Source organism: Vibrio sp. TRT 17S01, from assembly GCF_050113695.1.
In the GTDB taxonomy this organism is placed as follows: domain Bacteria; phylum Pseudomonadota; class Gammaproteobacteria; order Enterobacterales; family Vibrionaceae; genus Vibrio.
Genome location: NZ_JBNJOG010000015.1, coordinates 22,268 through 46,147 on the forward strand (window position 1 = coordinate 22,268; position 23,880 = coordinate 46,147).

The 23,880-nt window shown below is 42.8% G+C and carries 24 protein-coding genes; 9 read left to right on the plus strand and 15 right to left on the minus strand.

The window, feature by feature from the left end:
• Window positions 1-12: 12 nt before the first annotated feature.
• The 4 genes from corC to miaB form a co-directional block, all read right to left on the minus strand.
• Entirely contained in the window at window positions 13-888 is an 876-nt protein-coding gene (gene corC, locus ACQEXS_RS18440; protein WP_367988403.1) for a CNNM family magnesium/cobalt transport protein CorC, read from the minus strand.
• Window positions 889-967: 79 nt separating this feature from the next.
• A complete protein-coding gene (ybeY, locus tag ACQEXS_RS18445) occupies window positions 968-1,432 on the minus strand; it encodes an rRNA maturation RNase YbeY (RefSeq protein WP_427014790.1) in 465 nt (154 codons plus the stop codon).
• Window positions 1,433-1,434: 2 nt separating this feature from the next.
• The gene (locus ACQEXS_RS18450) at window positions 1,435-2,514 is read right to left on the minus strand and encodes a PhoH family protein (RefSeq protein ID WP_427014791.1); all 1,080 of its coding nucleotides are present in this window, start codon (window positions 2,512-2,514) and stop codon (window positions 1,435-1,437) included.
• A gap of 98 nt (window positions 2,515-2,612) precedes the next feature.
• Window positions 2,613-4,037, minus strand: coding sequence for a tRNA (N6-isopentenyl adenosine(37)-C2)-methylthiotransferase MiaB (miaB, locus tag ACQEXS_RS18455; protein ID WP_367988406.1), 1,425 nt, complete (start codon window positions 4,035-4,037; stop codon window positions 2,613-2,615).
• Window positions 4,038-4,327: 290 nt separating this feature from the next.
• Here miaB and ACQEXS_RS18460 point away from each other — a divergent pair, with 290 nt between their 5' ends.
• Window positions 4,328-5,482, plus strand: a complete 1,155-nt coding sequence (locus ACQEXS_RS18460; protein ID WP_427014792.1) for a 2-octaprenyl-3-methyl-6-methoxy-1,4-benzoquinol hydroxylase — start codon at window positions 4,328-4,330, stop codon at window positions 5,480-5,482.
• A gap of 71 nt (window positions 5,483-5,553) precedes the next feature.
• Here ACQEXS_RS18460 and crr read toward each other — a convergent pair whose 3' ends face one another.
• The 5 genes from crr to cysZ all read right to left on the minus strand — a co-directional run bounded on the left by crr (window position 5,554) and on the right by cysZ (window position 10,456).
• The gene (gene crr, locus ACQEXS_RS18465) at window positions 5,554-6,063 is read right to left on the minus strand and encodes a PTS glucose transporter subunit IIA (protein WP_334555155.1); all 510 of its coding nucleotides are present in this window, start codon (window positions 6,061-6,063) and stop codon (window positions 5,554-5,556) included.
• A gap of 106 nt (window positions 6,064-6,169) precedes the next feature.
• Window positions 6,170-7,894 carry a phosphoenolpyruvate-protein phosphotransferase PtsI gene (gene ptsI / locus ACQEXS_RS18470; RefSeq protein WP_427014793.1) on the minus strand — a complete coding sequence of 575 codons (1,725 nt, stop codon included), beginning with the start codon at window positions 7,892-7,894 and terminating at the stop codon, window positions 6,170-6,172.
• A gap of 137 nt (window positions 7,895-8,031) precedes the next feature.
• Window positions 8,032-8,289, minus strand: coding sequence for an HPr family phosphocarrier protein (locus ACQEXS_RS18475; protein WP_005436894.1), 258 nt, complete (start codon window positions 8,287-8,289; stop codon window positions 8,032-8,034).
• A gap of 301 nt (window positions 8,290-8,590) precedes the next feature.
• Window positions 8,591-9,559: a cysteine synthase A gene (gene cysK, locus ACQEXS_RS18480; RefSeq protein WP_427014794.1), complete on the minus strand. Its 969-nt coding sequence runs from the start codon at window positions 9,557-9,559 to the stop codon at window positions 8,591-8,593.
• Window positions 9,560-9,709: 150 nt separating this feature from the next.
• On the minus strand, window positions 9,710-10,456 hold the full coding sequence (cysZ, locus tag ACQEXS_RS18485) for a sulfate transporter CysZ (RefSeq protein ID WP_427011717.1): 747 nt from the start codon (window positions 10,454-10,456) through the stop codon (window positions 9,710-9,712).
• A gap of 213 nt (window positions 10,457-10,669) precedes the next feature.
• Between cysZ and zipA the strand changes: the two genes are divergently transcribed.
• From zipA to ACQEXS_RS18500, 3 genes are all read left to right on the plus strand, one after another.
• Window positions 10,670-11,548: a cell division protein ZipA gene (gene zipA / locus ACQEXS_RS18490; protein WP_427014795.1), complete on the plus strand. Its 879-nt coding sequence runs from the start codon at window positions 10,670-10,672 to the stop codon at window positions 11,546-11,548.
• Between the two features lie 131 nt (window positions 11,549-11,679).
• Entirely contained in the window at window positions 11,680-13,689 is a 2,010-nt protein-coding gene (gene ligA, locus ACQEXS_RS18495) for an NAD-dependent DNA ligase LigA (RefSeq protein ID WP_427014796.1), read from the plus strand.
• Between the two features lie 521 nt (window positions 13,690-14,210).
• Complete coding sequence (locus ACQEXS_RS18500; protein ID WP_367988414.1) at window positions 14,211-15,599, plus strand: porin; 1,389 nt, start codon at window positions 14,211-14,213, stop codon at window positions 15,597-15,599.
• 40 nt (window positions 15,600-15,639) lie between these two features.
• Here the strand turns inward: ACQEXS_RS18500 and ACQEXS_RS18505 are convergent, their stop codons facing one another.
• The 6 genes from ACQEXS_RS18505 to ACQEXS_RS18530 all read right to left on the minus strand — a co-directional run bounded on the left by ACQEXS_RS18505 (window position 15,640) and on the right by ACQEXS_RS18530 (window position 20,726).
• Window positions 15,640-15,813, minus strand: coding sequence for a hypothetical protein (locus tag ACQEXS_RS18505; protein ID WP_367988415.1), 174 nt, complete (start codon window positions 15,811-15,813; stop codon window positions 15,640-15,642).
• Window positions 15,814-16,167: 354 nt separating this feature from the next.
• Complete coding sequence (locus ACQEXS_RS18510) at window positions 16,168-16,623, minus strand: NfeD family protein (protein ID WP_367988416.1); 456 nt, start codon at window positions 16,621-16,623, stop codon at window positions 16,168-16,170.
• Window positions 16,624-16,632: 9 nt separating this feature from the next.
• Entirely contained in the window at window positions 16,633-17,490 is an 858-nt protein-coding gene (locus tag ACQEXS_RS18515; RefSeq protein ID WP_427014797.1) for an SPFH domain-containing protein, read from the minus strand.
• Window positions 17,491-17,628: 138 nt separating this feature from the next.
• The gene (locus ACQEXS_RS18520; protein WP_427014798.1) at window positions 17,629-18,483 is read right to left on the minus strand and encodes a co-chaperone YbbN; all 855 of its coding nucleotides are present in this window, start codon (window positions 18,481-18,483) and stop codon (window positions 17,629-17,631) included.
• A gap of 308 nt (window positions 18,484-18,791) precedes the next feature.
• A complete protein-coding gene (locus ACQEXS_RS18525; protein ID WP_427014799.1) occupies window positions 18,792-19,619 on the minus strand; it encodes an SDR family oxidoreductase in 828 nt (275 codons plus the stop codon).
• 192 nt (window positions 19,620-19,811) lie between these two features.
• Complete coding sequence (locus ACQEXS_RS18530) at window positions 19,812-20,726, minus strand: TIGR01777 family oxidoreductase (RefSeq protein WP_427014800.1); 915 nt, start codon at window positions 20,724-20,726, stop codon at window positions 19,812-19,814.
• A 239-nt stretch (window positions 20,727-20,965) separates the two neighbouring features.
• Between ACQEXS_RS18530 and ACQEXS_RS18535 the strand changes: the two genes are divergently transcribed.
• From ACQEXS_RS18535 to yfcE, 5 genes are read left to right on the plus strand one after another with little or no spacing between them, the layout of a single operon-like run.
• Window positions 20,966-21,700, plus strand: a complete 735-nt coding sequence (locus ACQEXS_RS18535) for a DUF1538 family protein (RefSeq protein WP_367988421.1) — start codon at window positions 20,966-20,968, stop codon at window positions 21,698-21,700.
• Window positions 21,697-22,494: a DUF1538 domain-containing protein gene (locus ACQEXS_RS18540; protein ID WP_427014801.1), complete on the plus strand. Its 798-nt coding sequence runs from the start codon at window positions 21,697-21,699 to the stop codon at window positions 22,492-22,494. Before ACQEXS_RS18535 ends, ACQEXS_RS18540 begins: the two co-directional genes overlap by 4 nt.
• The gene (locus tag ACQEXS_RS18545) at window positions 22,484-22,834 is read left to right on the plus strand and encodes a P-II family nitrogen regulator (RefSeq protein WP_367988423.1); all 351 of its coding nucleotides are present in this window, start codon (window positions 22,484-22,486) and stop codon (window positions 22,832-22,834) included. Before ACQEXS_RS18540 ends, ACQEXS_RS18545 begins: the two co-directional genes overlap by 11 nt.
• Window positions 22,831-23,238, plus strand: a complete 408-nt coding sequence (locus ACQEXS_RS18550) for a CBS domain-containing protein (protein ID WP_427014802.1) — start codon at window positions 22,831-22,833, stop codon at window positions 23,236-23,238. Before ACQEXS_RS18545 ends, ACQEXS_RS18550 begins: the two co-directional genes overlap by 4 nt.
• 48 nt (window positions 23,239-23,286) lie before the next feature.
• Complete coding sequence (yfcE, locus tag ACQEXS_RS18555) at window positions 23,287-23,838, plus strand: phosphodiesterase (RefSeq protein ID WP_427014803.1); 552 nt, start codon at window positions 23,287-23,289, stop codon at window positions 23,836-23,838.
• The last annotated feature ends 42 nt before the right edge of the window (window positions 23,839-23,880 follow it).

Genomic DNA, 23,880 nt, shown 5'->3' on the forward strand with positions numbered 1-23,880 from the left:
CCTAGATAGGGGTTACTCTTCAGCTGTTTGTGGAAGAGGCTCCTCATCGGGGATAGTCACTTGCAATTGAAGTACGCGTCGGTTATCAGCTGAGGCAACCTTGAAGCTGTAGTTTTCTATTTCTACCACTTCACCACGAGAAGGCAGATGCCCAAACGCGGTCATTACCATGCCGCCAACTGTGTCGACTTCTTCATTGCTGAATGAAGTACTAAAGGTTTCGTTAAACTCTTCAATGGTTGTTAGTGCTTTCACGGCATACGTATGCTTACTTAGCTTACGAATATCAGCATCTTCATCTTCATCAAATTCATCTTCGATTTCACCAACGATTTCCTCGAGAATGTCTTCGATGGTGACTAAGCCTGAAACACCACCAAACTCATCAACCACAATCGCCATATGGTAGCGTTCTTCTCGGAACTCTTTGAGCAAACGGTCAACCCTTTTACTCTCAGGAACCACTACAGCTGGGCGGATGACTTGTTCGATATCAAATGGAGCACTGCCTGAACCTAGGTATTTAAGTAAGTCCTTCGCTAGTAGAATGCCTTCCACATGGTCTTTATCTTCACTTATTACCGGGTAGCGAGAGTGCTGAGCATCGGTGATAAGTGCAACAAGTGCATCGAGATCATCTGTTCTTTCTGCGGTGACCATTTGCGAGCGTGGGATCATGATATCGCGAACTCGCATTTCGGAGATTTCCATAACCCCTTCCAACATATCGCGGGTGTCATGGTCAATTAGGTCGTTTACTTCAGAGTCTCGGATCACATCCACAAGCTCTTGGCGATCTTTAGGTTCGCCTTGAAATAGTTGACCTAGGCGTTCAAAGAAGGACTTTCTACTCGGACCTTCAGAGTTTTGCGAATTTTCTTCGTTCATTGCTTCTCAATTATGTAACGCTATCAGAAGTGTGATAGCACACGTAGTAGCTCTCGATATAATGCAAAACGGAGGAGAGCTACTGTTTCTCAGCGAAATATGGGTCTTTAAACCCCATACCTTGCATGATTTCAGTTTCGAGGGACTCCATTTCTTCAGCTTCATCGTCCTCGATATGATCATAACCTAGCAGATGCAGACTGCCATGTACAACCATATGCGCCCAGTGGGCTAATACTGGCTTATCTTGTTCTTTGGCTTCTCTTTCAACCACTTGACGACAGATTATTAAATCGCCTAGTAAATCTAACTCCATACCCGGAGGGGCTTCAAACGGAAAAGAAAGTACATTGGTTGGTTTGTCTTTGCCACGGTAATCTAGATTAAGTTGATGACTCTCTTGTTCATCCACTATACGCACAGTTACTTCAGCTTGTGGCTGAAATTGTGTAATCGTTTGTGTCAACCAATGCTGGACGTCTTGCTCTGTAGGAAGCCCTTGTTCCTGTTCGACTGCGAGTTGAAGATCAAGTTCAATCGACATGATTATTCCTTATTCGCTTCTACTTTCTCTGCTTCGAGCAATTTAGCTTCACGTTCTTCGCGTCGGCGTTTCTCATATTCTTTGCGCTCTTTTTGATCTTGTGCTTCCCACTTTTCATAAGCGTTTACGATGCGTGCAACGACAGGGTGGCGCACCACATCATCAGCTTGGAAGAAGTTAAAGCTGATCTCATCAACTTCACTGAGAACTTCTATCGCATGACGAAGACCAGATTTCGCACCACGTGGTAAATCGATTTGTGTAACGTCACCAGTGATCACGGCACGTGAATTAAAGCCAATACGTGTTAAGAACATTTTCATTTGCTCAACCGTCGTATTCTGACTTTCATCGAGAATGATAAAAGCATCGTTCAGCGTACGGCCACGCATATAAGCCAGAGGGGCTACCTCGATGACGTTACGCTCAATGAGTTTTTCAACTCGTTCAAAACCGAGCATCTCAAATAACGCGTCGTATAGTGGGCGCAGATATGGGTCGACTTTCTGGCTTAGATCACCAGGTAGGAAGCCTAATTTTTCACCCGCTTCAACTGCAGGGCGCGTTAGAAGAATACGGCGGATTTCTTGGCGTTCTAGTGCATCGACGGCAGCGGCAACAGCAAGGTAGGTTTTACCTGTACCAGCAGGCCCAATACCAAAAGAAATGTCGTGGGTGACCATATTAACCAAGTACTGAGCCTGATTAGGTGTACGCGGTTTGATCACGCCTTTCTTCGTTTTAACGAATACTTCTTTACCGTGTTCAATATTTGATTCTGTACTTTGCTCTAATACACCTGTTTCTTTGATGGCGAGATGGATCTCTTCAGGCTCTATATCTGGAATATTGCCACGAACAGGGGCGGTATTGACGTAAAGTGTCTTGATGATCTCAAGTGCTGCAGCAGACGTATGCGGTTTACCAACAATAGTAAAGAAGTTACTGCGATAGTTGATTTCAACGCCGAGTCGACGTTCTAAGTGTTTGATATTGTCATCGAATGGGCCGCAAAGGCTGGCCAAGCGGCGGTTGTCTGAAGGTTCTAGATTGATTTCTAGAGTAACAATTTTATTGCTCAAAGTTGCCTCTCATTTGTGGAAGCCCGATTCAGACCGGGCTTCCAATGATATATATACCCTTTATTCTAAGATGGTTGCTTAGACAGGTATTTTCAAGCTTATGGTGTAAAAGTCGCCACACCCAGCTCATCTTCTCGTTTTGTCTTCGCCATCATCTGCATTGGAGAAATGATTGAGCGAAGATCCATGTCTTTTTCTGTACGAACTAATTCACCGCGAAGAGAGTTAGCAAAGACATCGGTGATTTTAACATCGACAAACTGGCCAATAAGGTCTGCACTGCCTTCAAAGTTAACCACGCGGTTGTTTTCTGTACGAGCTCGAAGCTCCATTAAGTTCTTCTTCGATGGCCCTTCAACTAAAACGCGTTGCTCTGTGTCAAGCATGAGGCGTGAGTAACGCATTGCTTGAGTATTCACGGTTTGTTGCAGTTCGTATAGGCGTTCTTTTTTCTCTTGCTCTGGCACATCACATGGGTAATCCGCAGCTGGTGTGCCTGGGCGAGGTGAGAAGATAAAGCTGAAACTCATATCAAAGTCTACGTCTTTGATAAGCTTCATTGTGTCTTGGAAGTCTTTATCTGTTTCACCTGGGAAACCAACAATAAAGTCTGAGCTTATCTGAATGTCAGGACGCGCTTTACGTAGTTTACGAATAATAGACTTGTATTCGATAGCCGTATGCGGGCGCTTCATCATCGTTAAAATACGGTCACTACCGCTCTGCACGGGTAAGTGAAGGAAACTAACAAGCTCAGGAGTATCTTCGTAAACCGCGATAATATCGTCGGTAAACTCGAGCGGGTGGCTAGTTGTAAAGCGAATGCGATCAATACCATCGATAGACGCGACTAAACGAAGCAGTTCGGCAAAACTACAGATTTCACCGTCATGAGTCGGGCCGCGGTAAGCATTCACGTTTTGACCTAGTAGGTTTACTTCACGTACACCTTGCTCTGCAAGCTGAGCAATTTCAAATAGCACGTCATCCATAGGGCGACTTACTTCTTCACCACGAGTGTATGGTACCACGCAGTAAGTACAGTACTTTGAACAGCCTTCCATAATTGAAACGAATGCGGTTGCACCTTCAGCTCGTGGCTCAGGAAGACGGTCAAACTTCTCAATCTCTGGGAAAGAGATGTCCATCACTGGCGCTTCATTTGTTTGAGATTGCTTGATCATCTCTGGAAGACGATGCAGCGTTTGTGGGCCAAAAATAACGTCAACAAAAGGTGCACGTTCACGGATGTGATCACCTTCTTGTGTTGCTACACAACCACCAACGCCAATCACGACGCCTGGTTTCTTGTCTTTTAATGTTTTCCAACGACCTAGCTGGTGGAATACTTTTTCCTGTGCTTTTTCGCGAATAGAACAGGTATTAAGAAGTAATACATCTGCTTCATCTGGTTCTTCTGTTAGCTCGTAGCCATTAGCTGCATTCAGTAGATCCGCCATTTTTGATGAATCATATTCGTTCATCTGGCAGCCCCAGGTTTTAATTAGCAGTTTTTTACTCATGTTGTTCGCTCGATCGTTAGTTTAAATTAAGGGAGCAAATCGCCCAGTGTGTTCTTAATTGTTTCGCACAAATAATATTGGCGATGACTATATTTTAGCCGCCCTCTCGGCGGTAAGCGGCGTATTGTACTGCTTTAAAAACCAACTGACCAGTGATCTCATAAAATCTGTTCTAGCCTTTACAGTACAAGGGCTTTGACCTCGTTCATGTTAAGGTTTTTGGTTACATTTTGGTTATGAAATCGTACAATCAAAAGCAAGTTAAAATTCAATTGAATGAAGAACATATTATGACCAGATTTGATATTGCGGTTATCGGTGGTGGCATGGTTGGGGCGGCAGTTGCTTTGGGGTTTGCGAAACAAGGGCGCAGTGTCGTTCTTGTTGAAGGAAATACGCCAGAACCTTTTTCAGCCGAGCAGGCTATGGATATTCGCGTATCGGCGATCTCGCATAATTCGGTTGCTTTGTTACAGGAACTAGGGGCATGGAATGCGATTGAAGCGATGCGTACTTGCCCATATCGTCGATTGGAAACTTGGGAGCATCCGGAATGTCGGACCCGGTTCGATTCAGAAGCTTTAGGGCTGGATCAGTTAGGTTATATTGTCGAAAACCGTATTATTCAACTTGGCTTGTGGCAACAGTTTGAACGCTATAGTAATTTGAAAGTGTATTGTTCAGACTCTTTGGCAACAATACACTTTGATGACATTGCCAAAGTAACCTTGAGTTCTGGTGAACAGTTTGAAGCACTTTGGATCGTTGGGGCTGATGGAGCAAACTCGAAAGTACGTCAAGTCGCTGGTATTGGCGTGACCGCGTGGGATTATCGTCAGCATTGCATGTTAATCAATGTGAAAACAGCGCTACCTCAGCAAGATATCACGTGGCAGCAGTTCACACCTTCAGGGCCTCGCTCATTTTTACCTTTGTGTGGTAATCAAGCATCATTAGTTTGGTATGACTCGCCAAAACGCATCAAACAATTGTGTGGGATGAGCTCAGAACAGTTAAGAAGTGAAGTTTTACATCATTTTCCAGCGGAACTTGGTGATATTGAGGTTCTGCAATTCGGATCTTTTCCATTAACTCGACGACATGCCCAGACTTACCAGAAGAACAATTGCATTCTTGTTGGAGATTCTGCTCATACCATTAATCCATTGGCAGGGCAGGGAGTTAATTTAGGTTTTAAAGATGTATCTGCACTGCTTTCTGTTGCTGAAGGACAAGACGCATTGAGCCAATCACTGGCTAAACGTTATGAAATGATGAGAAAACCAGATAACTTACTCATGCAGACAGGAATGGATTTGTTTTATAAAGGCTTTAGCAATGATATTGCTCCGTTGAAAGTTTTGCGCAATGCCGCACTAAAAATTGCGGAAAACTCAGGACCTATGAAAGAGCAGGTATTAAAATATGCGCTTGGTCTAAAATAACAATCACTAACAAATAGACAATAAAAAACGCAGCCAATGGCTGCGTTTTTTTACGTTTAACTGAGTAAAGATTACTTAGTTACACGTAGAACTGGAGTTTCGCCAACAGTTACAGAACCAGAAAGCTTGTTCAGCTCTTTGATTTCGTCCATGTTAGAGATAACAACTGGAGTCAGTGTTGATTTCGCTTTCTCTTCTAGAAGAGCTAGATCGAATTCAATGATTGTGTCGCCAGCTTTAACAGTTTGGCCTTCTTCAGCGATACGCTTGAAGCCTTCGCCTTTCAGTTCAACAGTATCGATACCGAAGTGAACGAATAGCTCAACACCATCGTCAGACTCGATAGAGAAAGCGTGGTTAGTTTCGAAGATCTTACCGATAGTACCGTTTACAGGAGCAACCATTTTGTCGCCCGCTGGTTTAATTGCAATACCGTCGCCAACGATTTTCTCTGCGAAAACTACATCTGGCACATCTTCAATGTTTACGATTTCACCAGATAGAGGTGCGATAATCTCGATTGCACCTGCATCAGCGCTATCGTCAGATACTAGCTTCTTAAGTTTGTCAAACAGACCCATTGTGTCATGCTCCTAACGTTTAGTTTTATTCTTTCGAAATATAGTATACCAATCCAAAGCAATAGACGACTACTTTTAGCCGTCTATATGGACTGGTCTTCGCAGATTATTGTGTTTTTGCTGCAATGAACTTTTCAACAACTGCTTCAATTTCAGCGGCTGTTGGTAGTGATAGTGCTTCTTCAGCCATCGCTTTTACTTCAGCGAAGTTAGAGTTACGAATCACTTTCTTCACTTTAGGAATAGAGATGCCGCTCATTGAGAACTCATCTAGACCCATACCCAGAAGTAGAAGTGTTGCGCGCTCATCGCCCGCTAGCTCACCACACATACCAGTCCACTTACCTTCAGCGTGAGAAGCATCGATAACTTGCTTGATCACTGTTAGTACCGCTGGTGATAGTGGGTTGTATAGGTGAGAAATCATTTCGTTACCACGGTCAACTGCTAGTGTGTACTGAGTTAAATCGTTAGTACCGATAGAGAAGAAAGCAACTTCTTTCGCTAGGTGATGTGCGATAGCTGCAGCTGCTGGTGTTTCAACCATAACACCGATTTCGATGTTTTCGTCGAATGCTAGGCCTTCTGCACGTAGCTCTGCTTTGTACTCTTCGATTGCTTTCTTAAGCTCACGGATTTCTTCAACAGAGATGATCATTGGGAACATGATGCGAAGCTTACCGTGTGCCGATGCACGTAGGATGCCGCGTAGCTGATCACGAAGGATTTCACGACGGTCTAAGCTGATACGTACTGCGCGCCAGCCTAGGAATGGGTTCATCTCTTGTGGAAGATCCATGTAAGGAAGATCTTTATCACCACCGATGTCCATAGTACGGATGATTACTGACTCGCCATTCATTGCTTCAGCAACTTCTTTGTACGCTTGGTACTGTTCTTCTTCAGTAGGAAGTGCATCACGGTCCATGAATAGGAATTCAGTACGGTACAGACCAACGCCTTCACCACCGTTACGGATGATGCCGTCGCAATCTTTAACAGTACCGATGTTACCGCAAACTTCAACGCGGTGACCGTCTAAAGTTTCTGCGTGTAGGTCTTTAAGCTTAGCCAGTTCTTCTTTCTCAGCAACGAATGCCGCTTTTACTGCTTGCGCTTCTTCTAGCTCTGCTTCAGATGGGTTGATAACGATCTTGTTGTTCATCGCATCAAGAATCAGCATGTCGCCGTTCTTCACTTGCTTAGTGATGTCGTTAGTACCAACGATAGCAGGAAGTTCAAGTGAACGAGCCATGATTGAAGTGTGAGATGTACGACCGCCGATGTCACAAGCAAAACCAAGAACGTAGTCTAGGTTGATTTGTGCAGTTTCAGATGGCGTTAGGTCGTAAGCCACTAGGATTACTTCTTCGTCGATATCGCTTAGAGAAACGATATTGATGCCTAGTGCATTTTTAACAAAACGTGTACCGATATCGCGGATATCTGTTGCACGTTCCTTTAGGTATTCGTCGTCTAGAGACTCTAGAGCAGATGCTTGTTCTTCGATAACAGTGTAAATCGCGTTATCAGCGTGCATCTTGTCTTTTTTGATCAGTGCTAGGATTTCTTCCTCTAGCTCTTCATCTTCAAGAAGCATGATGTGACCTTCGAAGATGGCTTCTTTTTCTTCGCCAAAGGTCTCTAGTGCTTTCTGCTTGACAGTTTCCAATTGAGCTGAAGATTTGTCACGAGCTTCAAAGAAACGCGCAACTTCAGCTTCAACTTGATCGTCTGAGATAGTGTTTGTGTTTAGGACAATTTCATCTTCTTGAAGTAGTAGTGCTTTACCAATAGCAATACCAGGAGATGCTAGGATGCCTGAAATCATAGCCTTACCTTAAATTGGTCAACTTTAAAACGGGAGATTAAATGGATGCGCTAACGATAATTTTTAGCTTAAATTTGGACCTATTTCCAACAAAGCCATTTTGTTTTCACAAAATGGCTTTGAAATAGGAGACCGGATTAGTGTAGTTGATCCATTAGAGCAACTAGGTGGTCTACAGCTTGTTGAGCTTGTGGGCCCTCAGCTGAGATAGTAACTAGTGTACCTTTTACTAGGCCAAGAGTTTGTAGTTTGAACAGGCTCTTCGCGCTAGCGCTTTTGCCATTAGAAGTCACAGTGATGTCCGCGTCGAATGCTTTAGCTTCTTTTACGAACTGTGCAGCTGGACGAGTGTGAAGACCGTTTTCTGCAGTGATTTCTACTTGCTTCTCGTACATGTTATATACCCCAATTGATTTATATTTTGACAGATTCTTAACCAGAACTAGCTTAACCGCTAATACGTGTTTCTGCTAGCAGAGTAACGTTGATCGCGTGTCATAACTGATACAGGTTATTAATTTACAACTGCGATTTCAATCTATGTTGTCTTTCGCCGCTGCGTAAAATCCTGATTCTCACTTCTTTATTTTGAAGCGAAAAATAAAACTGTGTTGATATTACCAAAGGTGGGGCAGGGATCAACAAAAAAGCCCCTAAATGGGGCTTTTTTGGACGAAAAATTGATTTGACCACATATTACTGTTGGTTCTCTTTTTCAGTAAAGATACCTGCAAATAGTGCGGTGCTGAGGTAACGTTCACCAGAGCTTGGAAGTACAGTGACAATGGTTTTTCCTTCAAATTCAGGTAGTTCAGCAATTCGGTTTGCAGCCACCACAGCAGCACCTGATGAAATACCAGCTAGAATGCCTTCTTCTTCCATTAGGCGGCGAGCCATCTCGATAGCCTCTTCAGAAGTAACGGCTTCAACACGGTCAAGTAGCTCTAAATCGAGGTTGCCAGGGATGAAACCAGCGCCAATACCTTGGATCTTGTGTGGTGCAGGTTGGATTTCATCGCCAGCAAGCGCTTGTGCAATCACTGGTGATTCTGCTGGTTCTACCGCTACTGAAATAATATTTTTGCCTTTTTCGCCCTTAATATAACGGCTTGTACCTGTGATAGTGCCGCCAGTACCAACACCTGCGACGAATACATCGATTTCGCCATCAGTGGCATCCCAAATTTCTGGACCAGTGGTCTTTTCGTGAATTTCTGGGTTAGCAGGGTTGTTGAACTGTTGTAGAAGAAGGTATTTCTCAGGGTTGCTAGCTACAATTTCTTCTGCTTTTGCAATTGCACCTTTCATACCTTTCGCCGCTTCTGTTAACTCTAGATTTGCACCTAGTGCTTTAAGAAGCTTACGACGCTCAAGGCTCATAGATTCTGGCATAGTCAGTGTGAGCTTATAACCACGAGCGGCTGCTACGAATGCAAGTGCGATACCTGTATTACCACTGGTTGGCTCAACTAGTTCAACACCAGCTTTTAGTGTGCCTGCTTTTTCTGCTTCCCAAATCATGTTGGCGCCGATACGGCATTTAACACTGAAGCTTGGGTTACGCGCTTCTATTTTGGCTAAAACTTTGCCCTTGCTTACTTTATTTAGGCGAACTAGAGGTGTATTACCGATGGTAAGTGAGTTGTCTTCGTAGATCTTGCTCATAGTGATGTTCCTTCATTACACGTTTTGTGAATACGAATAGAAGAATATTAGCTGATAAAAAAAGGGAAAAGGATTAAAAAGTTATATCTTATTAGAGGAAAGTGCTAAATGCGGTTAGCCTCTCTTATTGTGAGCTAACCGCATCCGATGTTAGCGCTGGTGTTGCTTAAATTCTGCTACCCACATTGCAGTTGCCCCACATACGGCAACTGGCATCACAAATAGGTTGAGAATTGGGATTGTGGTGAAAATAGAAACCAAGGCACCGAAAGAATAAGCTTTCCCTTGTTTTTGTTTCAAATTGTTTCTCATTTCGTTAAAGCCGATCTTATGGTTATCGAAAGGATAGTCACAGTATTGAATCGCAAGTATCCATGCGGTAAAGGCAAACCATAAGAATGGTCCAAGTGTCTGACCTAGTGCAGGGATCAACAACAAGATAAAGAGCCCTATGGCTTTAGGAAGAACATAAACCAGTTTGCGCCATTCTCTACCTAAGATGCGAGGTGTATCTTTTAGGATATCCAGCAAACCATCATCATTAATTGAACGGCCTGTTAGTTTTATTTCTACCTTTTCAGCGAGTAGCCCATTAAAAGGAGCGGCAATAAAATTAGCCAATGTGCTAAAGAAGTATGAAAATGTCGCAAGAATAGTCAATACCAATAAAGGCCACAGTACATAACTGAGCCAAGACAGAAACTCAGGGATTTGACCAATGAGTTGCTCAATCCATCCGTTTAGGTGTGAAAAAAGGTAAAAGAGCGCCCCACCAACCAATACGATATTAGTTAACAGCGGCATCATAACAAATCGGCGAATGCCCGGTGAAAGAGCGAGTTCGATGCCTTGGAAGAAATAACCAAACCCCGAACGTCGGTAAACGGATGTATTCATATTGCTAAATCTATGTGTGAATTTGGGTTGATTTCTATCTTACAAGAAAAAAAGCGTGTTCAAAATCACAACATACTAGGAACTTCTAACATTAAGTTGTTCTAATTACGTACTTAGTTTTGGTAAAGTAACTTAATCGTCGGCTAAACAAGTTCACTTATTAACAGCTGAAGTTTTGCCATTACATCATATTTGAGCAACTGAGAGCATAAAATGCAGGAATTGCGATTCGTACTCATCATCGTTGGTGCATTAGCTATTGCAGCACTGCTATTCCATGGACTATGGACAAGCAAAAAAGAAGGAAAAGCCAAGTTTGGTGATAAACCACTCGGAAAGCTAAATTCCGAAAGTGAAGGTGAGCAAGACAGTGCGCCCGAACGTAGTTTCGCACCAGAAGATGATTTCGAAATCATTCGTAAAGAGCGAAAAGAGCCGGAATTTGTCGCAAACCATGATCCTCTGGATCCATTGGCTGACAATTATCAAGAAGAAGCCGAGTCATCAGAGAAAGAACTGTCGGTTTCAGTCAGTGATGAAAAAGAAGAAATCCCTTCGATTGAAGCGAGTCGTGATGAAGATGTCTTTGCTGAGCCAATAGAAACACCTGCGGTGAGCAAGACTGCTTCAGCAGAGCCTGAAGAAGTGAGTGAGCCGGAACCAGAACCTCAAATGGACGTTATCGTACTAAATGTACATTGCTCTGGTGAAGATGCATTTGTCGGTACTAAGCTATTTGATAGTATGCAACAAAATGGTTTGCTCTATGGTGAAATGGACATCTTCCACCGTCATGCAGATATGTCTGGAACGGGTAAAATCTTATTCAGCGTGGCCAATATGATGCAGCCGGGGACACTCAAACATGATGATCCTGCTGATTTTACAACCAAAGGCATTTCCTTCTTCATGACGTTGCCTTGTTTCGGTGACCCAGAACAAAACTTTAAGTTAATGCTAAAAACCGCCCAGCAAATTGCAGATGATATGGGGGCGAATGTTTTGGATGATGCCCGTAACCTGATGACTCCAAACCGTCTTGATGCATACCGAACTCAAATTCAAAAATTTAAGGCGGCGCAGAAAGCCTAAATCACAAACTCGAAAAATAGGCTCCTTTTAAAGGAGCCTATTTGTTATTTGAGGCTGGCTATTGCGGATAAGCGCCCAGCTGTTCATACTCCTCCAAATAAGCTAGATAGATCAATTTTTCAGAGCTACTCATGTCGATAGAAATTCAAAACAAACTACACCAACTTCGTGAAACGTTGCACTACCACGCAGTGCGTTACTATGTTGAAGACAGCCCAGAAATTCCCGATAGCGAATATGACCGTTTAATGCGCGATCTATTGGATATTGAAGCTGAGTATCCTGAGCTAGTGACGATTGATTCGCCAAGTCAGCGCGTGGGTGGAAATCCTCTCGATGGGTTTGACTCTGTGACCCACGAAATCCCAATGTTGTCACTGGATAATGCGTTTAATGACGAAGAGTTAGATAGTTTTCAAAAGCGGATGGTAGATCGTCTCGCAGGGATCTCTGTAGGGCAGTTTTGCTGTGAGCCAAAGTTAGATGGTTTAGCCGTCAGTCTGTTATATGAAAACGGCGTATTAGTTCAGGCTGCTACGCGTGGTGACGGTGCAACTGGGGAAAATATTACTGAAAACGTAAGAACTATTAGTGCAATACCATTGAAACTCCAAGGTAAGGGCTGGCCTGAAAGGCTTGAAGTCCGTGGTGAAGTCTTTATGCCACTCGCGGGTTTTGAGCGCTTAAATGAACAAGCCCTTAAAAAAGGTGAGAAAGTCTTTGTGAACCCACGTAATGCAGCCGCCGGTAGCCTACGTCAGCTAGACTCGCGTATTACAGCGACACGCCCTCTGAGTTTCTACGCGTACAGTGTTGGTGTTGTAGAAGGTGCAACCTTGTCTTCAAGCCATTATGAGCGATTCCTTCAGTTGAAAAACTGGGGACTGCCTATGTGCCCAGAAACAAAGCGTGTCGAATCGCTTGATGACGTTAAAGCGTATTATCAAAATATCTTAGAACGTCGAAGTGAATTAGCTTATGAAATCGATGGTGTCGTTATTAAGGTTGATGATATCGCTAATCAGGAGCTATTAGGCTTTGTGGCACGAGCACCTCGTTGGGCTATTGCTTATAAATTCCCGGCTCAAGAAGAGCTAACCATATTAAACGATGTAGAGTTTCAAGTTGGTCGTACAGGGGCAATTACTCCTGTGGCAAAACTAGAACCAGTGTTTGTTGGTGGTGTCACAGTCAGCAACGCGACACTTCACAATGCCGATGAGATAGAGCGGCTTGGTGTCATGGTCGGTGATTGTGTGGTGATCCGTCGTGCTGGTGATGTGATCCCGCAGATTGTTTCTGTCGTGAAGGAGCGTCGTCCAGAGACTGCAAAATCAATCGTTTTTCCGACTCAATGTCCGGTTTGTTCATCACTGATTGAGCGTGTTGAAGGGGAAGCCGTTGCTCGCTGCTCAGGTGGTTTGGTTTGCCAAGCTCAACGTAAAGAAGCTCTGAAGCATTTTGTATCACGTAAAGCGTTGGATGTAGATGGATTAGGGGAGAAGGTTGTTGAGCAGTTAGTTGACCGAGAAATGGTTGAGACCCCTGCTGATTTATTCAAACTCTCTGCTGGTGTTATTACGGTACTAGACCGTATGGGACCAAAGTCTGCTCAGAATGTCGTGAATGCGTTAAATAAAGCCAAAGAAACCACATTGCCACGTTTTTTATACTCGCTTGGAATCCGTGAAGTTGGAGAGGCAACAGCAGCAAACTTAGCGCATCACTTCAAAACGCTTGATGCCGTTAAGTCAGCGACTCATGAGCAGCTAATTACTGTTCAAGATATTGGTGAAATAGTTGCAAGTCATATTACTGCATTTTTTGCTCAAGAGAGTAATCAATGTGTGATTGATGATTTGCTTGAGCAGGGTATCCATTGGCCTTGTATTGAAGATCAATCTGATGATGCACCGCAGCCGTTAGCTGGAAAAACAGTGGTTTTAACTGGGTCATTATCGAAACTATCTCGAACTGATGCCAAAGCTGCCCTACAAAATTTAGGGGCGAAAGTAACAGGTAGCGTTTCTAAGAAAACGGATATCTTATTTGCTGGTGAAAATGCCGGCTCAAAGTTAGCAAAAGCTCAAGAATTAGGTATTGAAATCCGTACTGAAGATGATTTAGTCGCTTTGCTATAAAAAAACTTCTAAATATCGTTCATAAAAAATAATAAAACCCCGATATCGTAAGGTATTGGGGTTTTATTTTTGAGAAAAATAAAGTGTCACAAATTTAACTATTAAAGAGAATTACTAGTTTCAGTGACTCTGATCTCTAATTTAAATAATCGATTGCATTGAAAGGTTAAATGCGACCCGGTTCAATATTATCGTGGATATTAATTTTTTAAGTTATTGTTTTTAATGTTATTTAGCTTAACTCTGCCAAGTTCAGTAGATAAATAAGATCTTGATCACTAACTTGATAAAAATTTGTAGCAGCTCATATTTTTTTATTTAGAAATTAAGTTCTCATTGATGTTTTTTGATGCAAAGTTAGTCTAATACCCATGGATACACGGTGTGTATGCAGGAAATAGAAAGTCGAAAATTAAATGACTAATTGAGATTTTCAACATAGGAAATGCGTTCTCCCTTCGGCGGCCAACTAAAGGCGAGAAACAAATAAAACAGCTATATCCATTTTTAGGAGTTTTTCCATGGACAAATTTTTTAAAGTATCTGCTCTGACTGCAGCGATGGTAGGTGCTCTAGCGGCAATGCCAGCAACTGCTTCTACTGAGTCAGCAGCAGGTGATCAATATGTTGAGAAAGTTAATGAGTTTATGCAAGGTTCATCTCTGAACGCGATGGCTGTTGTTGATACTCGTTCTCGTACTCGTAACCGTGGTAAAGACGGTGACGAAGTATGGAGCCGCTTAAACTATTCAAGCTACAACCTAATTGTTGATTTCACGTCTGGTTATCACGATGATTGGTTAGGTGCAGATCTTGCGGGTTACTACTCAGGTGACCTATACAATGACAGCCAACAAGATGGTGACGGTCGTTACTTATGTAATGAAATTTCTACTTGTGTTGAGCAAGATTGGGGTGCTGGTGATGCTCAACAGCTAAAAATGTACAAGGCAGCTCTTAAGTTTAAGTTAGGTGAAAAAGTTGATGCTCGTTTGGGTATGCTTCAGTCTAACGGTAATGGCGCATTGGGTAACGTATGGAGCTTTGTACCTGGAACATACCGTGGTTTAGAAGTTAATGCTGACCTATCTGGCCACAAATTTACGTACTTTGCAGCTGACCAATTTACAGCACCATGGTTATTGCATGAAGATGATTATGCACCTTCACTATGGTCTGATACATCTTGGAGCTCAATTCATTCTATTGGCTTGAATGGTGGTTTCGGACAACTAAATTACCAAGTAGGCCTGTCTACCGCATTGGATGTAAGCTACGCATCTGATATTGACTGGGGCGCTGGTCAAGTAAATGCATACACTGACAAAGATGACAACACTTCGTACAAGGTTTATGCGAAGTATGCGTTTAATGACACAACTTCTTTAGCATTTGATTTCTATGGTACGGATGATGATGCGAAATACGATGGCCTTGGTTACCTAACTGGTCTAGCTTTTGCTAAATCTTTTGGTAAGGTGTCTTGGAACTCTGAATTACGTTATGCTGACTCAGACAATGGAACTGAAGTTGTTCCTCGTACTATTTACACTTACGGCATGACGAATGGTAACTGGTCTCAGTGGTGGGATGCCCTATCTGATTGGAACCAAGCAGGCGAGCTTTCTTGGTACAACCGAGTGTCTTTCAATCAAGGCAATGGTTGGAATTACTACGTAGGTGTCGGTTACGGTACTGGTGCTGATGAAGATAACTCAGCATACGAGAGTGAATTTGCTGTAAATGGTACCGTCTCTTACTCTCTACAATCTGGCTCTCTAAAAGGCGCAACAGTTCGACTACACGGTACTTACCTAGTTCGTGATGAATTTGTAGACCAATCTACAGCTGGTGGATTTGATGAGACAGACCTACGTCTACAAGTGATTATTCCTTATAGCTTTCACTAAGTAGTTATTAAAAAGCCCATGCATTGTGCATGGGCTTTTTTTATTTTTCTTTACCGCTTAAAATCATACAGTAGTCCTTTGGTATCATCTGCACATTACCATTCGGTAATTCACATTTAACCTCCGGTCCCATGCTTCTACCACCTTGAGCGCTAGCAAAAACCGCACTTGCAGTAGTCAACCCCAGTATTAATATGAAAAATAGTTTTTTCATAAAGCTCTCCTTAGAAGCCTTTCTATTTATAAATGATTATTAAAATCCAGACTGGTATACAACTTTAAGTATGTTTACAGCTAGAGAAAGATCAAAAAAAAAATAGTACTTTTAAAATTTTTGTATAAAAATAAGTAGGTAAATATACAAAGCTTGATCAGTAAGGCATTGAATTTATCTATAGACTTGTTCGATATTTATAATCGAGATGATGGTCTGAAGAGGATCTCGGTTACTTAATTCTAGAACCTAAGTATTTATCTATTTGAAAAAGATTAAGTTGTACAGTATGACGTGTAGAATCAGGATGTGAAGGAGGGATATAAGCACTTTCCCTCCTTATTATTTTTATATTTATTTTTTATATTGCTCTATTTTTAATACGATCCCTTCCACATCTACAACCTTTATTGTGCTGTGCGCAGCGATCTCTTCCTCAGAAACAGCTGACCAAGTCGTATCTCCCACCTTTATGCGATTTGTACCGATAGTAATATCGTGCTCGACAGTGATGATCTTTCCTATTAGCTGCTTGTGTTTTTGATTTAGCGTTCGATTATCATCACTTTGTTTGTCTGATTGACTTTGCTTTCGCCACCATAACCAAGTGGTAATAAGGGAAAATGTAGCAAAACTTACCCATTGCAACTGCCAGCTAATGGGTAAGACGGTTAGGAGTAAACCGACAAGTATTGCTGAGATCCCTAACCATAATAAATAGCCAGCGGTCCCTAATAACTCACTGGCTAACAATATTAAACCGAATGCTAGCCAATGCCAGTGGTTGAGTGAATTGAGTAGCTCTATCAAAGTGGATCCTTACGATTTATCAGAAGGTTGATGTTTAAACATTTCAGCAATACCTGCCACAGAACCCATGAGACCAGACGCCTCTAAAGGTAGCATGATGATTTTCCCATTTTCAGCTTGTCCAATAGTCTTGAGCGCTTCAGTATACCCTTGGGCGATAAAGTAGTTTACTGCCTGCATGTCGCCTTTCGCGATGGCTTCCGATACCATGGTGGTGGCTTTCGCTTCTGCTTCCGCTGCTCGTTCACGAGCTTCGGCTTGGAGAATTTCCGCTTGGCGTATCCCCTCTGCTTCTAGCACTTCAGCACGTTTATTACGTTCTGCTTTCATTTGAGCATTCATCGCTGCAGTTAAGTCTGAAGGTGGTTGAACATCCTTAATTTCGATACGTGTGACTTTAACACCCCAAGGGTTGGTTGCTTCATCGACAATGGACAGCAATTTAGTGTTGATCATATCTCGCTGGCTGAGCATTTCATCAAGTTCCATTGAGCCCAAAACTGTTCGAATATTGGTCAGTGTTAGATTACGAATCGCATGCTCAAGATCATTTACTTCATACGCGGCTTGAGCGGCATCAATGACTTGTACAAAACAAACAGCATCAATGGTGACATTCGCATTATCTTTTGAAATGACTTCTTGAGCGGGAATATCAAGGACTCGCTCCATCATATTGATTTTAAGGCCAATACGATCGATGAAAGGAATGATTAGGTTGAGGCCCGGTTTTAAAGTATGGGTGTAACGACCAAAGCGTTCTACAGTCCAATTGTTGCCTTGGGGAACGGTTTTGATTCCTGCAATTACCACTGCAATTGCCACAAAAACTAAGACACCTATGGTGATCAGCGAGTCAATAGCCATGACGATATGTCCTTATTTAATTTATTTATATCAATTGGTTAATTAAGACACATCTTAGGTAACAAAACTGGGAGCAGACAGAAAATTTGGACAAAATATAAGCCGGTTAACCGGCTTATATTTGTATACATAGAGATGTTAGTACAACAAGGAGTAAAGCTGTCGGCGATAGCTTGCCGCTATTGAGTTACCTTGTCCGAGTGCAGAAAGGATATCCATAAAGGCTTTTTTTACATCCCCTTCTTGTGCATTAAGATCGGTTTTCAAAAAGCGCCACAGCAGCTCTAGAGCGTCTTCATCACGTTTTACACTATGGTAATTTAATGCCAGTTCAAGGGCTATTTGAACGTCATTTGGGGTTGCAGTAAGAGCTTGTTCGAGCGATTGGATCTCTGGGCTATCGGCAGCTTGCTTATGAAGTTCTAGCTTGGCAATGAGACCTTTATAATAATTATCTTGATACTCAAGAGGAATATGTTCTAAAAGCGTTTCTGCATTATCGAATTGCATTGTTTCCAAATAACAATCAGCAAGGGCCAGTTTTACTTCTGCTTTGTCTTTAAGCGTTTGAGGCAAACCTTCAAGTTGTGTTAGTGCTTGTTGATGGTTGCCTTGCTGTATTTGTGATAATGCTTCGTTCAGGGTTAACTCATCTTGGCTCGGCAAATGCTTAGCAAGCATTTCCTTGATTGCATCAAGTGACTGCGGTCCACCTAAACCATCAACGGGTTGACCATTTACAAATAACGCAATCGTCGGCAAGGCTTGTACGCCAAATTGTGCCGCTATCATCTGTTCTTGTTCGCAATTCAGAAGCGCTAAGGTAAAAGCCCCATTAAATTGTTGAGCGAGCATTTGTAGCTCTGGAATGATTTGCGTGCTTTCTTGACTCATTGATGCCCAAAAATGAATGAGCACAGGGGTCTGCATTGATCCTTCCAATACTTGACGGAAGTTTTGTTCGTTTAACTCGACAATAAATGGTGACTGCATTGAGTTATTCCTTGAAATTAGAAGCCGTTAGTATGAGAGGTATGGGCAGAGAGAGCAAAATTCAAGGCAGAAAAGAATAAAGCCACTGCATCGCAGTGGCTTTTGGTGGTGCAAGCAAAGGTGTGTCTAAATCATAAATAGTATTGTCAGCGCAACACCTACACTAAGCCAGTTCAACTGATTTAACGTCATGTGTGTTTCCAATGTAACGCTTAAAACAGGGATAATTAGCAATCTAACTATCGGAAGTTTCTAGAGTTGATTAATTTATCATCGATATGTTACGGAAAAATGACAGTTGCGCCTCTTTATGCCGCTTTGTAGAGAATTTTGTCCAATAGACGCGTTGGTAATAAGCGTTTAAGTACGGCAAATACTTTTGTTGGCGTTGTTACACGATAGCGAATCTTTGGACGTTTTGCTTCTAGCGCATGAATAACAGGCATTACACATGATGAGGCTGGCAGTACAAAGGCGTTGTTTGACTCTTCTTTTGCCAATCGTTGTATCTGAAGTTGGTACTCATGACGATGTACGCTGTTTTCCATATTTATCCAGTGTTTAAAGGCGGATAACGCGTTGGCACGAAATTGAGTTTCGATGGGGCCGGGTTCGAGTAAGCTAATGTGAATATTGCTGCCTTGAAGCTCCAATCTGAGTGTGTCAGTCCAGCCTTCTAATGCAAACTTAGAAGCATTGTATGCGCCGCGATATTTCATTGCTGCAAAGCCTAACACAGAGCTGTTTTGGATAATTCGTCCTTCCCCTTGCTTACGCATGACAGGGAGAAGTTCGCACACTAGCTGATGCCAGCCAAAAAAATTTGTTTCAAACTGGTTTCTTAATGCGATGGTAGGAAGGTCTTCGATCGCTCCTGGTTGTCCATAGGCCCCGTTATTAAATAGTCCATAGAGCTTGCCTTGCGTTATTGATAGTGTTTCTTGAACCGCTTGTGAGATGCTTGTTGCATCGTTTAGGTCGAGCTGGATGCAAGTTAAACCTTCTTCGCGCAGGCGCTGCACATCTTCTGGCTTACGGCATGAGGCAATGACTTGATATCCTCGCTGTTGTAGATCATGCGCGCAGCGATAACCAATACCGCTCGAACAGCCTGTGATAAGAATGGCTTTTTCCATATATTCCTAAATAACCTCAGATGCTTGAATTACCTAAAAGACGTTGAGACTAAGATGGCAGACATTCCCATTACGCGTCAAATAACCTTTGGTAACACCTTATCTTTCTAATCTTTTATTCAGATTAAGTGGGTGTTTTGCGCTATTTGTTGGCAGTTAACAAAATTAAAGAGTGATGCGCTGGGTAGTGAATCATTGATGATGTTGCAATAGGTTTTTCAGTGCAGGCTCAAGTCGAGAGTAACTAAAGTGAAAACCTAGCTCTGTCAGCTTCTTTGGTTTGGCTCGTATACTATTGAATAATAGCTGTGAGCTTTCGCCCATGGCGAGTTTTAGCAACCACTTTGGTGTCATCAACATATGCGGGCGCTTTAATGTTTTTGCCAATGTTTTACTGAACTCTTTATTGGTGACAGGGTGGGGGGCGCAAAGATTAAATTCACCGTGTGCGTGTTCAGTTTTGAGTAGATAGACGATACTCCTAACCATATCGAGCATATGGATCCACGGCATATATTGCTTACCTTTACCAATGGTACCGCCGACCCCAAACTTATACGGCGGAAGCATTTTTTTTAGTGCCCCACCTCTTGGGTCAAGCACAATCCCAGTTCGAAGGATGCAGACTCGGGTTTGCTCTGAACGAGCACGATTAGCAATGCTTTCCCATTCCTTGCAAACATGATGAGGGAATCCTGAATGATGAACATGTAAGCTTTCATCGAATGGGTGATCTTGTTGATCGCCATAGTAACCGACGGCTGAACCACTGATAAATACTGCAGGAGGGGTTGTGCTCGCATGGATAAGTTCTACGAGTTTTTCTGTGATTTTCCATCGGCTTTGGCAAATTTCGTCCTTTTGCTCCTTGTGCCAACGCTTATCTGCGATAGGTTCGCCCGCCAAGTTGATCACAGCGTCAAAATCGTTGAGATCGTGTAGATGTTCAAGTGAGGAAATATAAGAGACATTACCTAAATCGGCGTGGCTGAGCGTATTTTTGGCCTTGCCGGGTTCTCGTGTCAGTAGTACCACGTCGTCCATAGTGAACTGTTTTAACAATTCACGTCCGATGAAGCCTGTACCACCCGTCAGTAATATTTTCATATCTCCTCCTCATATCTTATTAATTATATACCGAATTTTTGGAAATTATTCTCACGATGACTTTCATGAGTGTATATACGAAGTTCAAGGTATTGAGAGCTATTATTATTGATATTTAGTCATTCATAATGTCACATTTTTTACAATTTGTTACGTATTGTTAGCGAGACAGAACGAGTATCACACTAAATAACACCATGATTTGCCATAGTAAAAATGAAACCTAATGGGGAGAATGAATGGACGCGATCACGGCTCTCTTTAAAGCGCTGGGTAATAGTTTGAGAGATTTATTACCTATCATTTTAGTTATTGCTTTTTTCCAGCTCGTCGTACTTCAAGAGCCGCTACCCAACTTACTCTCTATTTTATTTGGGTTGTTTTTGGTTGTGCTTGGACTGACCTTCTTTATTTTTGGCTTGGAGATGGGGTTATTTCCTATCGGCGAAACTATGGCGCAGGCTTTTGCTCGTAAAGGGAGTGTTTTTTGGTTGCTCTTGTTCGCCTTTTGCCTTGGTTTTGGCACCACGGTTGCTGAGCCCGCTCTAACAGCCGTTGCCGCAGAAGCCGCAGAAGTTGCTGCAGAAGGTGGAATGATCCCCCACCATGAACAGAGTATGGATGATTATGCAAATGGGCTTCGCTACACCGTTGCTTTGTCTGTTGGTGTGGCGATTCTTCTCGGGGTATTAAGAATACTAAAAGGCTGGCCAATCCAATACATGATTATTGGCGGCTACATTGGTGTTGTCGTGCTGACCACATTTGCGCCCGAAAGTATCATTGGCATTGCATACGATTCTGGTGGTGTGACAACGTCGACGATAACGGTTCCATTAGTCACTGCTTTAGGTGTCGGCTTGGCATCGGCGATCAAAGGCCGTAACCCTATGATTGATGGCTTTGGTTTGATTGCGTTTGCTTCGTTACTGCCGATGATGTTCGTGATGGTATACGGCATGGTGGTGGCATGATTGGAATTTCTGATTTTACTGACACACTGCTCGGCACCATTGGTGATGTAATGCCAATAGCCAGTATTATCTTTGGCTTTCAATTTGTTGTTCTACGGCGCCCTGTTGCAAACCTGCCCAAGGTTTTACTCGGCTTTGTTTATGTCATTGTTGGCTTATCCCTTTTCTTATTAGGTTTAGAATTGGCATTATTTCCTTTAGGGGAAACCATGGCTAAGCAGTTAACCGCTCCCGACTTCCTCATCAAACATCGTTTTGACTCCCACCAAACGCTGAATTGGGCAGACTACTACTGGGTCTATTTGTTTGCATTTTGTATCGGTTTTAGTACCACTATTGCTGAGCCCTCATTGATAGCCGTTGCAATAAAAGCGAACCAAGTTTCAGGGGGAAGTATCAGTGTTAATGGGCTCAGAGTCGCTGTTGCGCTCGGCGTTGCTGTCGGAATTGCTCTAGGGAGCTATCGGATTGTTGTGGGCGATCCTATCCATTATTACATCATCGCTGGGTATATCATTGTGGTGATACAAACCTTCTATGCTCCTTCGTTGATTGTGCCACTGGCTTATGATTCAGGTGGTGTGACAACATCCACGGTGACGGTTCCACTCGTTGCTGCCTTGGGGTTAGGGCTTGCATCCACGGTTCCGGGGCGTAACCCCATGATCGATGGTTTCGGTTTGATTGCATTTGCAAGTCTATTCCCAATGATTTCCGTGATGGGGTATGCCCAGATTACTCAATGGTTAAATAAGCATTCACAGCCTGAAAAGGAGGATGAAAATGCGCTTTAAACTGATATTGGCATTCGTTGAAGATACGAAAACGGATGTCGTGCTTGATGCAGCGAGAAATGCAGGCGCAACGGGCGCAACGGTAATTAATAATGCGCGTGGGGAAGGGTTAAACAAAAAGCGAACGTTTTTTGGGTTAACGTTGGATGTTCAAAAAGATGTGTTGTTGTTTGTCGTAGAAGAGCATCTCTCACGCCATATTCTGGAGACGATCAGTGATGTTGGTGAGTTTGACCAAGAATCCGGTCAAGGCATCGCGATTCAGATTGATATTGAAGATGCTGTCGGAGTGGCACATCAGGTAGAGAAATTGACCAAAGTGGTTGAGGACGAGTTATGAGTAATCATGAAATAATTCAAGTCAGGGACGTGATGGCCAATACTTACGTTGTGATTGATGGCCTGACCACAGTTCATGAAGGCATTGAGTTAGCAAGGGAACACGATGTAAAAGCGTTGGTGGTTAATAAGCGTCACGATGGTGATGAATACGGCTTGGTATTGATGAATGACATTGCTAAAAAAGTCCTAGCACAAAACCGTTCTCCTAAGCGCACCAATATCTATGAAATCATGACCAAGCCAGCACTCGCTGTTAACCCTGACATGAACGTTAAGTATTGCGCGCGACTATTTGAGCGATTTGGGATTAGTCGAGCTCCCGTGATTGAGAATGGAAAAATCATTGGTATGGTCAGTTATAATAATATCGTTATTAATGGTATGGCTCGGGATGACGATTAACGTGTAAAGCCGTAAAATACGCTCAAATATGTTGAGGAGAAGATTACGGTGAAATGCTTTTTTGCGTCCGACTTACACGGTTCATTACCTGCAACAGAACAAATGTTGGTGGAATACAAACGTTCCGGTGCTAAAACGTTGATTTTGCTTGGTGATATTCTTAACCACGGCCCTAGAAACCCCGTACCAGAAGGGTATAACCCACCAGAAGTAGCTGCTGCCTTAAATGAGTTTGCATCTGAGATTATTGCAGTTCGTGGTAACTGCGACAGTGAAGTGGATCAGATGCTACTGTCGTTTCCAATGATGATGGATTATGCCTGGTTGCTACTGGAAACGGGTCAGCGTTTATTTCTGACTCATGGTCATTTATACAACAGTGCAAAGCGTCCGGCATTACGAGAAGGGGACGTGATAGTTCATGGTCATAGCCATATCCCAGTGGCAGAACTAGATGGTGAGCAGTTTATCTTTAACCCCGGCTCAGTTACCTTTCCGCGTGATGGATTTAAAGCCAGCTTTGGATTTTATGATGATGGCCAATTGAGTGTGATGAGTTTTGATGGCGATGTCATTGCACAAACTAGGCTCAAGAATTAAAAAAACCGGCGAAAGCCGGTTTTTTTATTTGCTTGATGAGGG

Coding starts and splice junctions, on each gene's coding strand:
- ACQEXS_RS18525 (WP_427014799.1), bottom strand. CDS start 19,619: ATGGAAAAAGCCATTCTTATCACAGGCTGTTCGAGCGGTATTGGTTAT.
- ACQEXS_RS18520 (WP_427014798.1), bottom strand. CDS start 18,483: ATGCAGTCACCATTTATTGTCGAGTTAAACGAACAAAACTTCCGTCAA.
- ACQEXS_RS18540 (WP_427014801.1), top strand. CDS start 21,697: ATGATTGGAATTTCTGATTTTACTGACACACTGCTCGGCACCATTGGT.
- ACQEXS_RS18500 (WP_367988414.1), top strand. CDS start 14,211: ATGGACAAATTTTTTAAAGTATCTGCTCTGACTGCAGCGATGGTAGGT.
- ligA (WP_427014796.1), top strand. CDS start 11,680: ATGTCGATAGAAATTCAAAACAAACTACACCAACTTCGTGAAACGTTG.
- ACQEXS_RS18460 (WP_427014792.1), top strand. CDS start 4,328: ATGACCAGATTTGATATTGCGGTTATCGGTGGTGGCATGGTTGGGGCG.
- ptsI (WP_427014793.1), bottom strand. CDS start 7,894: ATGATTTCAGGCATCCTAGCATCTCCTGGTATTGCTATTGGTAAAGCA.
- corC (WP_367988403.1), bottom strand. CDS start 888: ATGAACGAAGAAAATTCGCAAAACTCTGAAGGTCCGAGTAGAAAGTCC.
- ACQEXS_RS18545 (WP_367988423.1), top strand. CDS start 22,484: ATGCGCTTTAAACTGATATTGGCATTCGTTGAAGATACGAAAACGGAT.
- ACQEXS_RS18515 (WP_427014797.1), bottom strand. CDS start 17,490: ATGGCTATTGACTCGCTGATCACCATAGGTGTCTTAGTTTTTGTGGCA.
- crr (WP_334555155.1), bottom strand. CDS start 6,063: ATGGGTCTGTTTGACAAACTTAAGAAGCTAGTATCTGACGATAGCGCT.
- ACQEXS_RS18535 (WP_367988421.1), top strand. CDS start 20,966: ATGGACGCGATCACGGCTCTCTTTAAAGCGCTGGGTAATAGTTTGAGA.
- miaB (WP_367988406.1), bottom strand. CDS start 4,037: ATGAGTAAAAAACTGCTAATTAAAACCTGGGGCTGCCAGATGAACGAA.
- ybeY (WP_427014790.1), bottom strand. CDS start 1,432: ATGTCGATTGAACTTGATCTTCAACTCGCAGTCGAACAGGAACAAGGG.
- zipA (WP_427014795.1), top strand. CDS start 10,670: ATGCAGGAATTGCGATTCGTACTCATCATCGTTGGTGCATTAGCTATT.
- ACQEXS_RS18550 (WP_427014802.1), top strand. CDS start 22,831: ATGAGTAATCATGAAATAATTCAAGTCAGGGACGTGATGGCCAATACT.
- ACQEXS_RS18505 (WP_367988415.1), bottom strand. CDS start 15,813: ATGAAAAAACTATTTTTCATATTAATACTGGGGTTGACTACTGCAAGT.
- ACQEXS_RS18475 (WP_005436894.1), bottom strand. CDS start 8,289: ATGTACGAGAAGCAAGTAGAAATCACTGCAGAAAACGGTCTTCACACT.
- ACQEXS_RS18530 (WP_427014800.1), bottom strand. CDS start 20,726: ATGAAAATATTACTGACGGGTGGTACAGGCTTCATCGGACGTGAATTG.
- cysZ (WP_427011717.1), bottom strand. CDS start 10,456: ATGAATACATCCGTTTACCGACGTTCGGGGTTTGGTTATTTCTTCCAA.
- cysK (WP_427014794.1), bottom strand. CDS start 9,559: ATGAGCAAGATCTACGAAGACAACTCACTTACCATCGGTAATACACCT.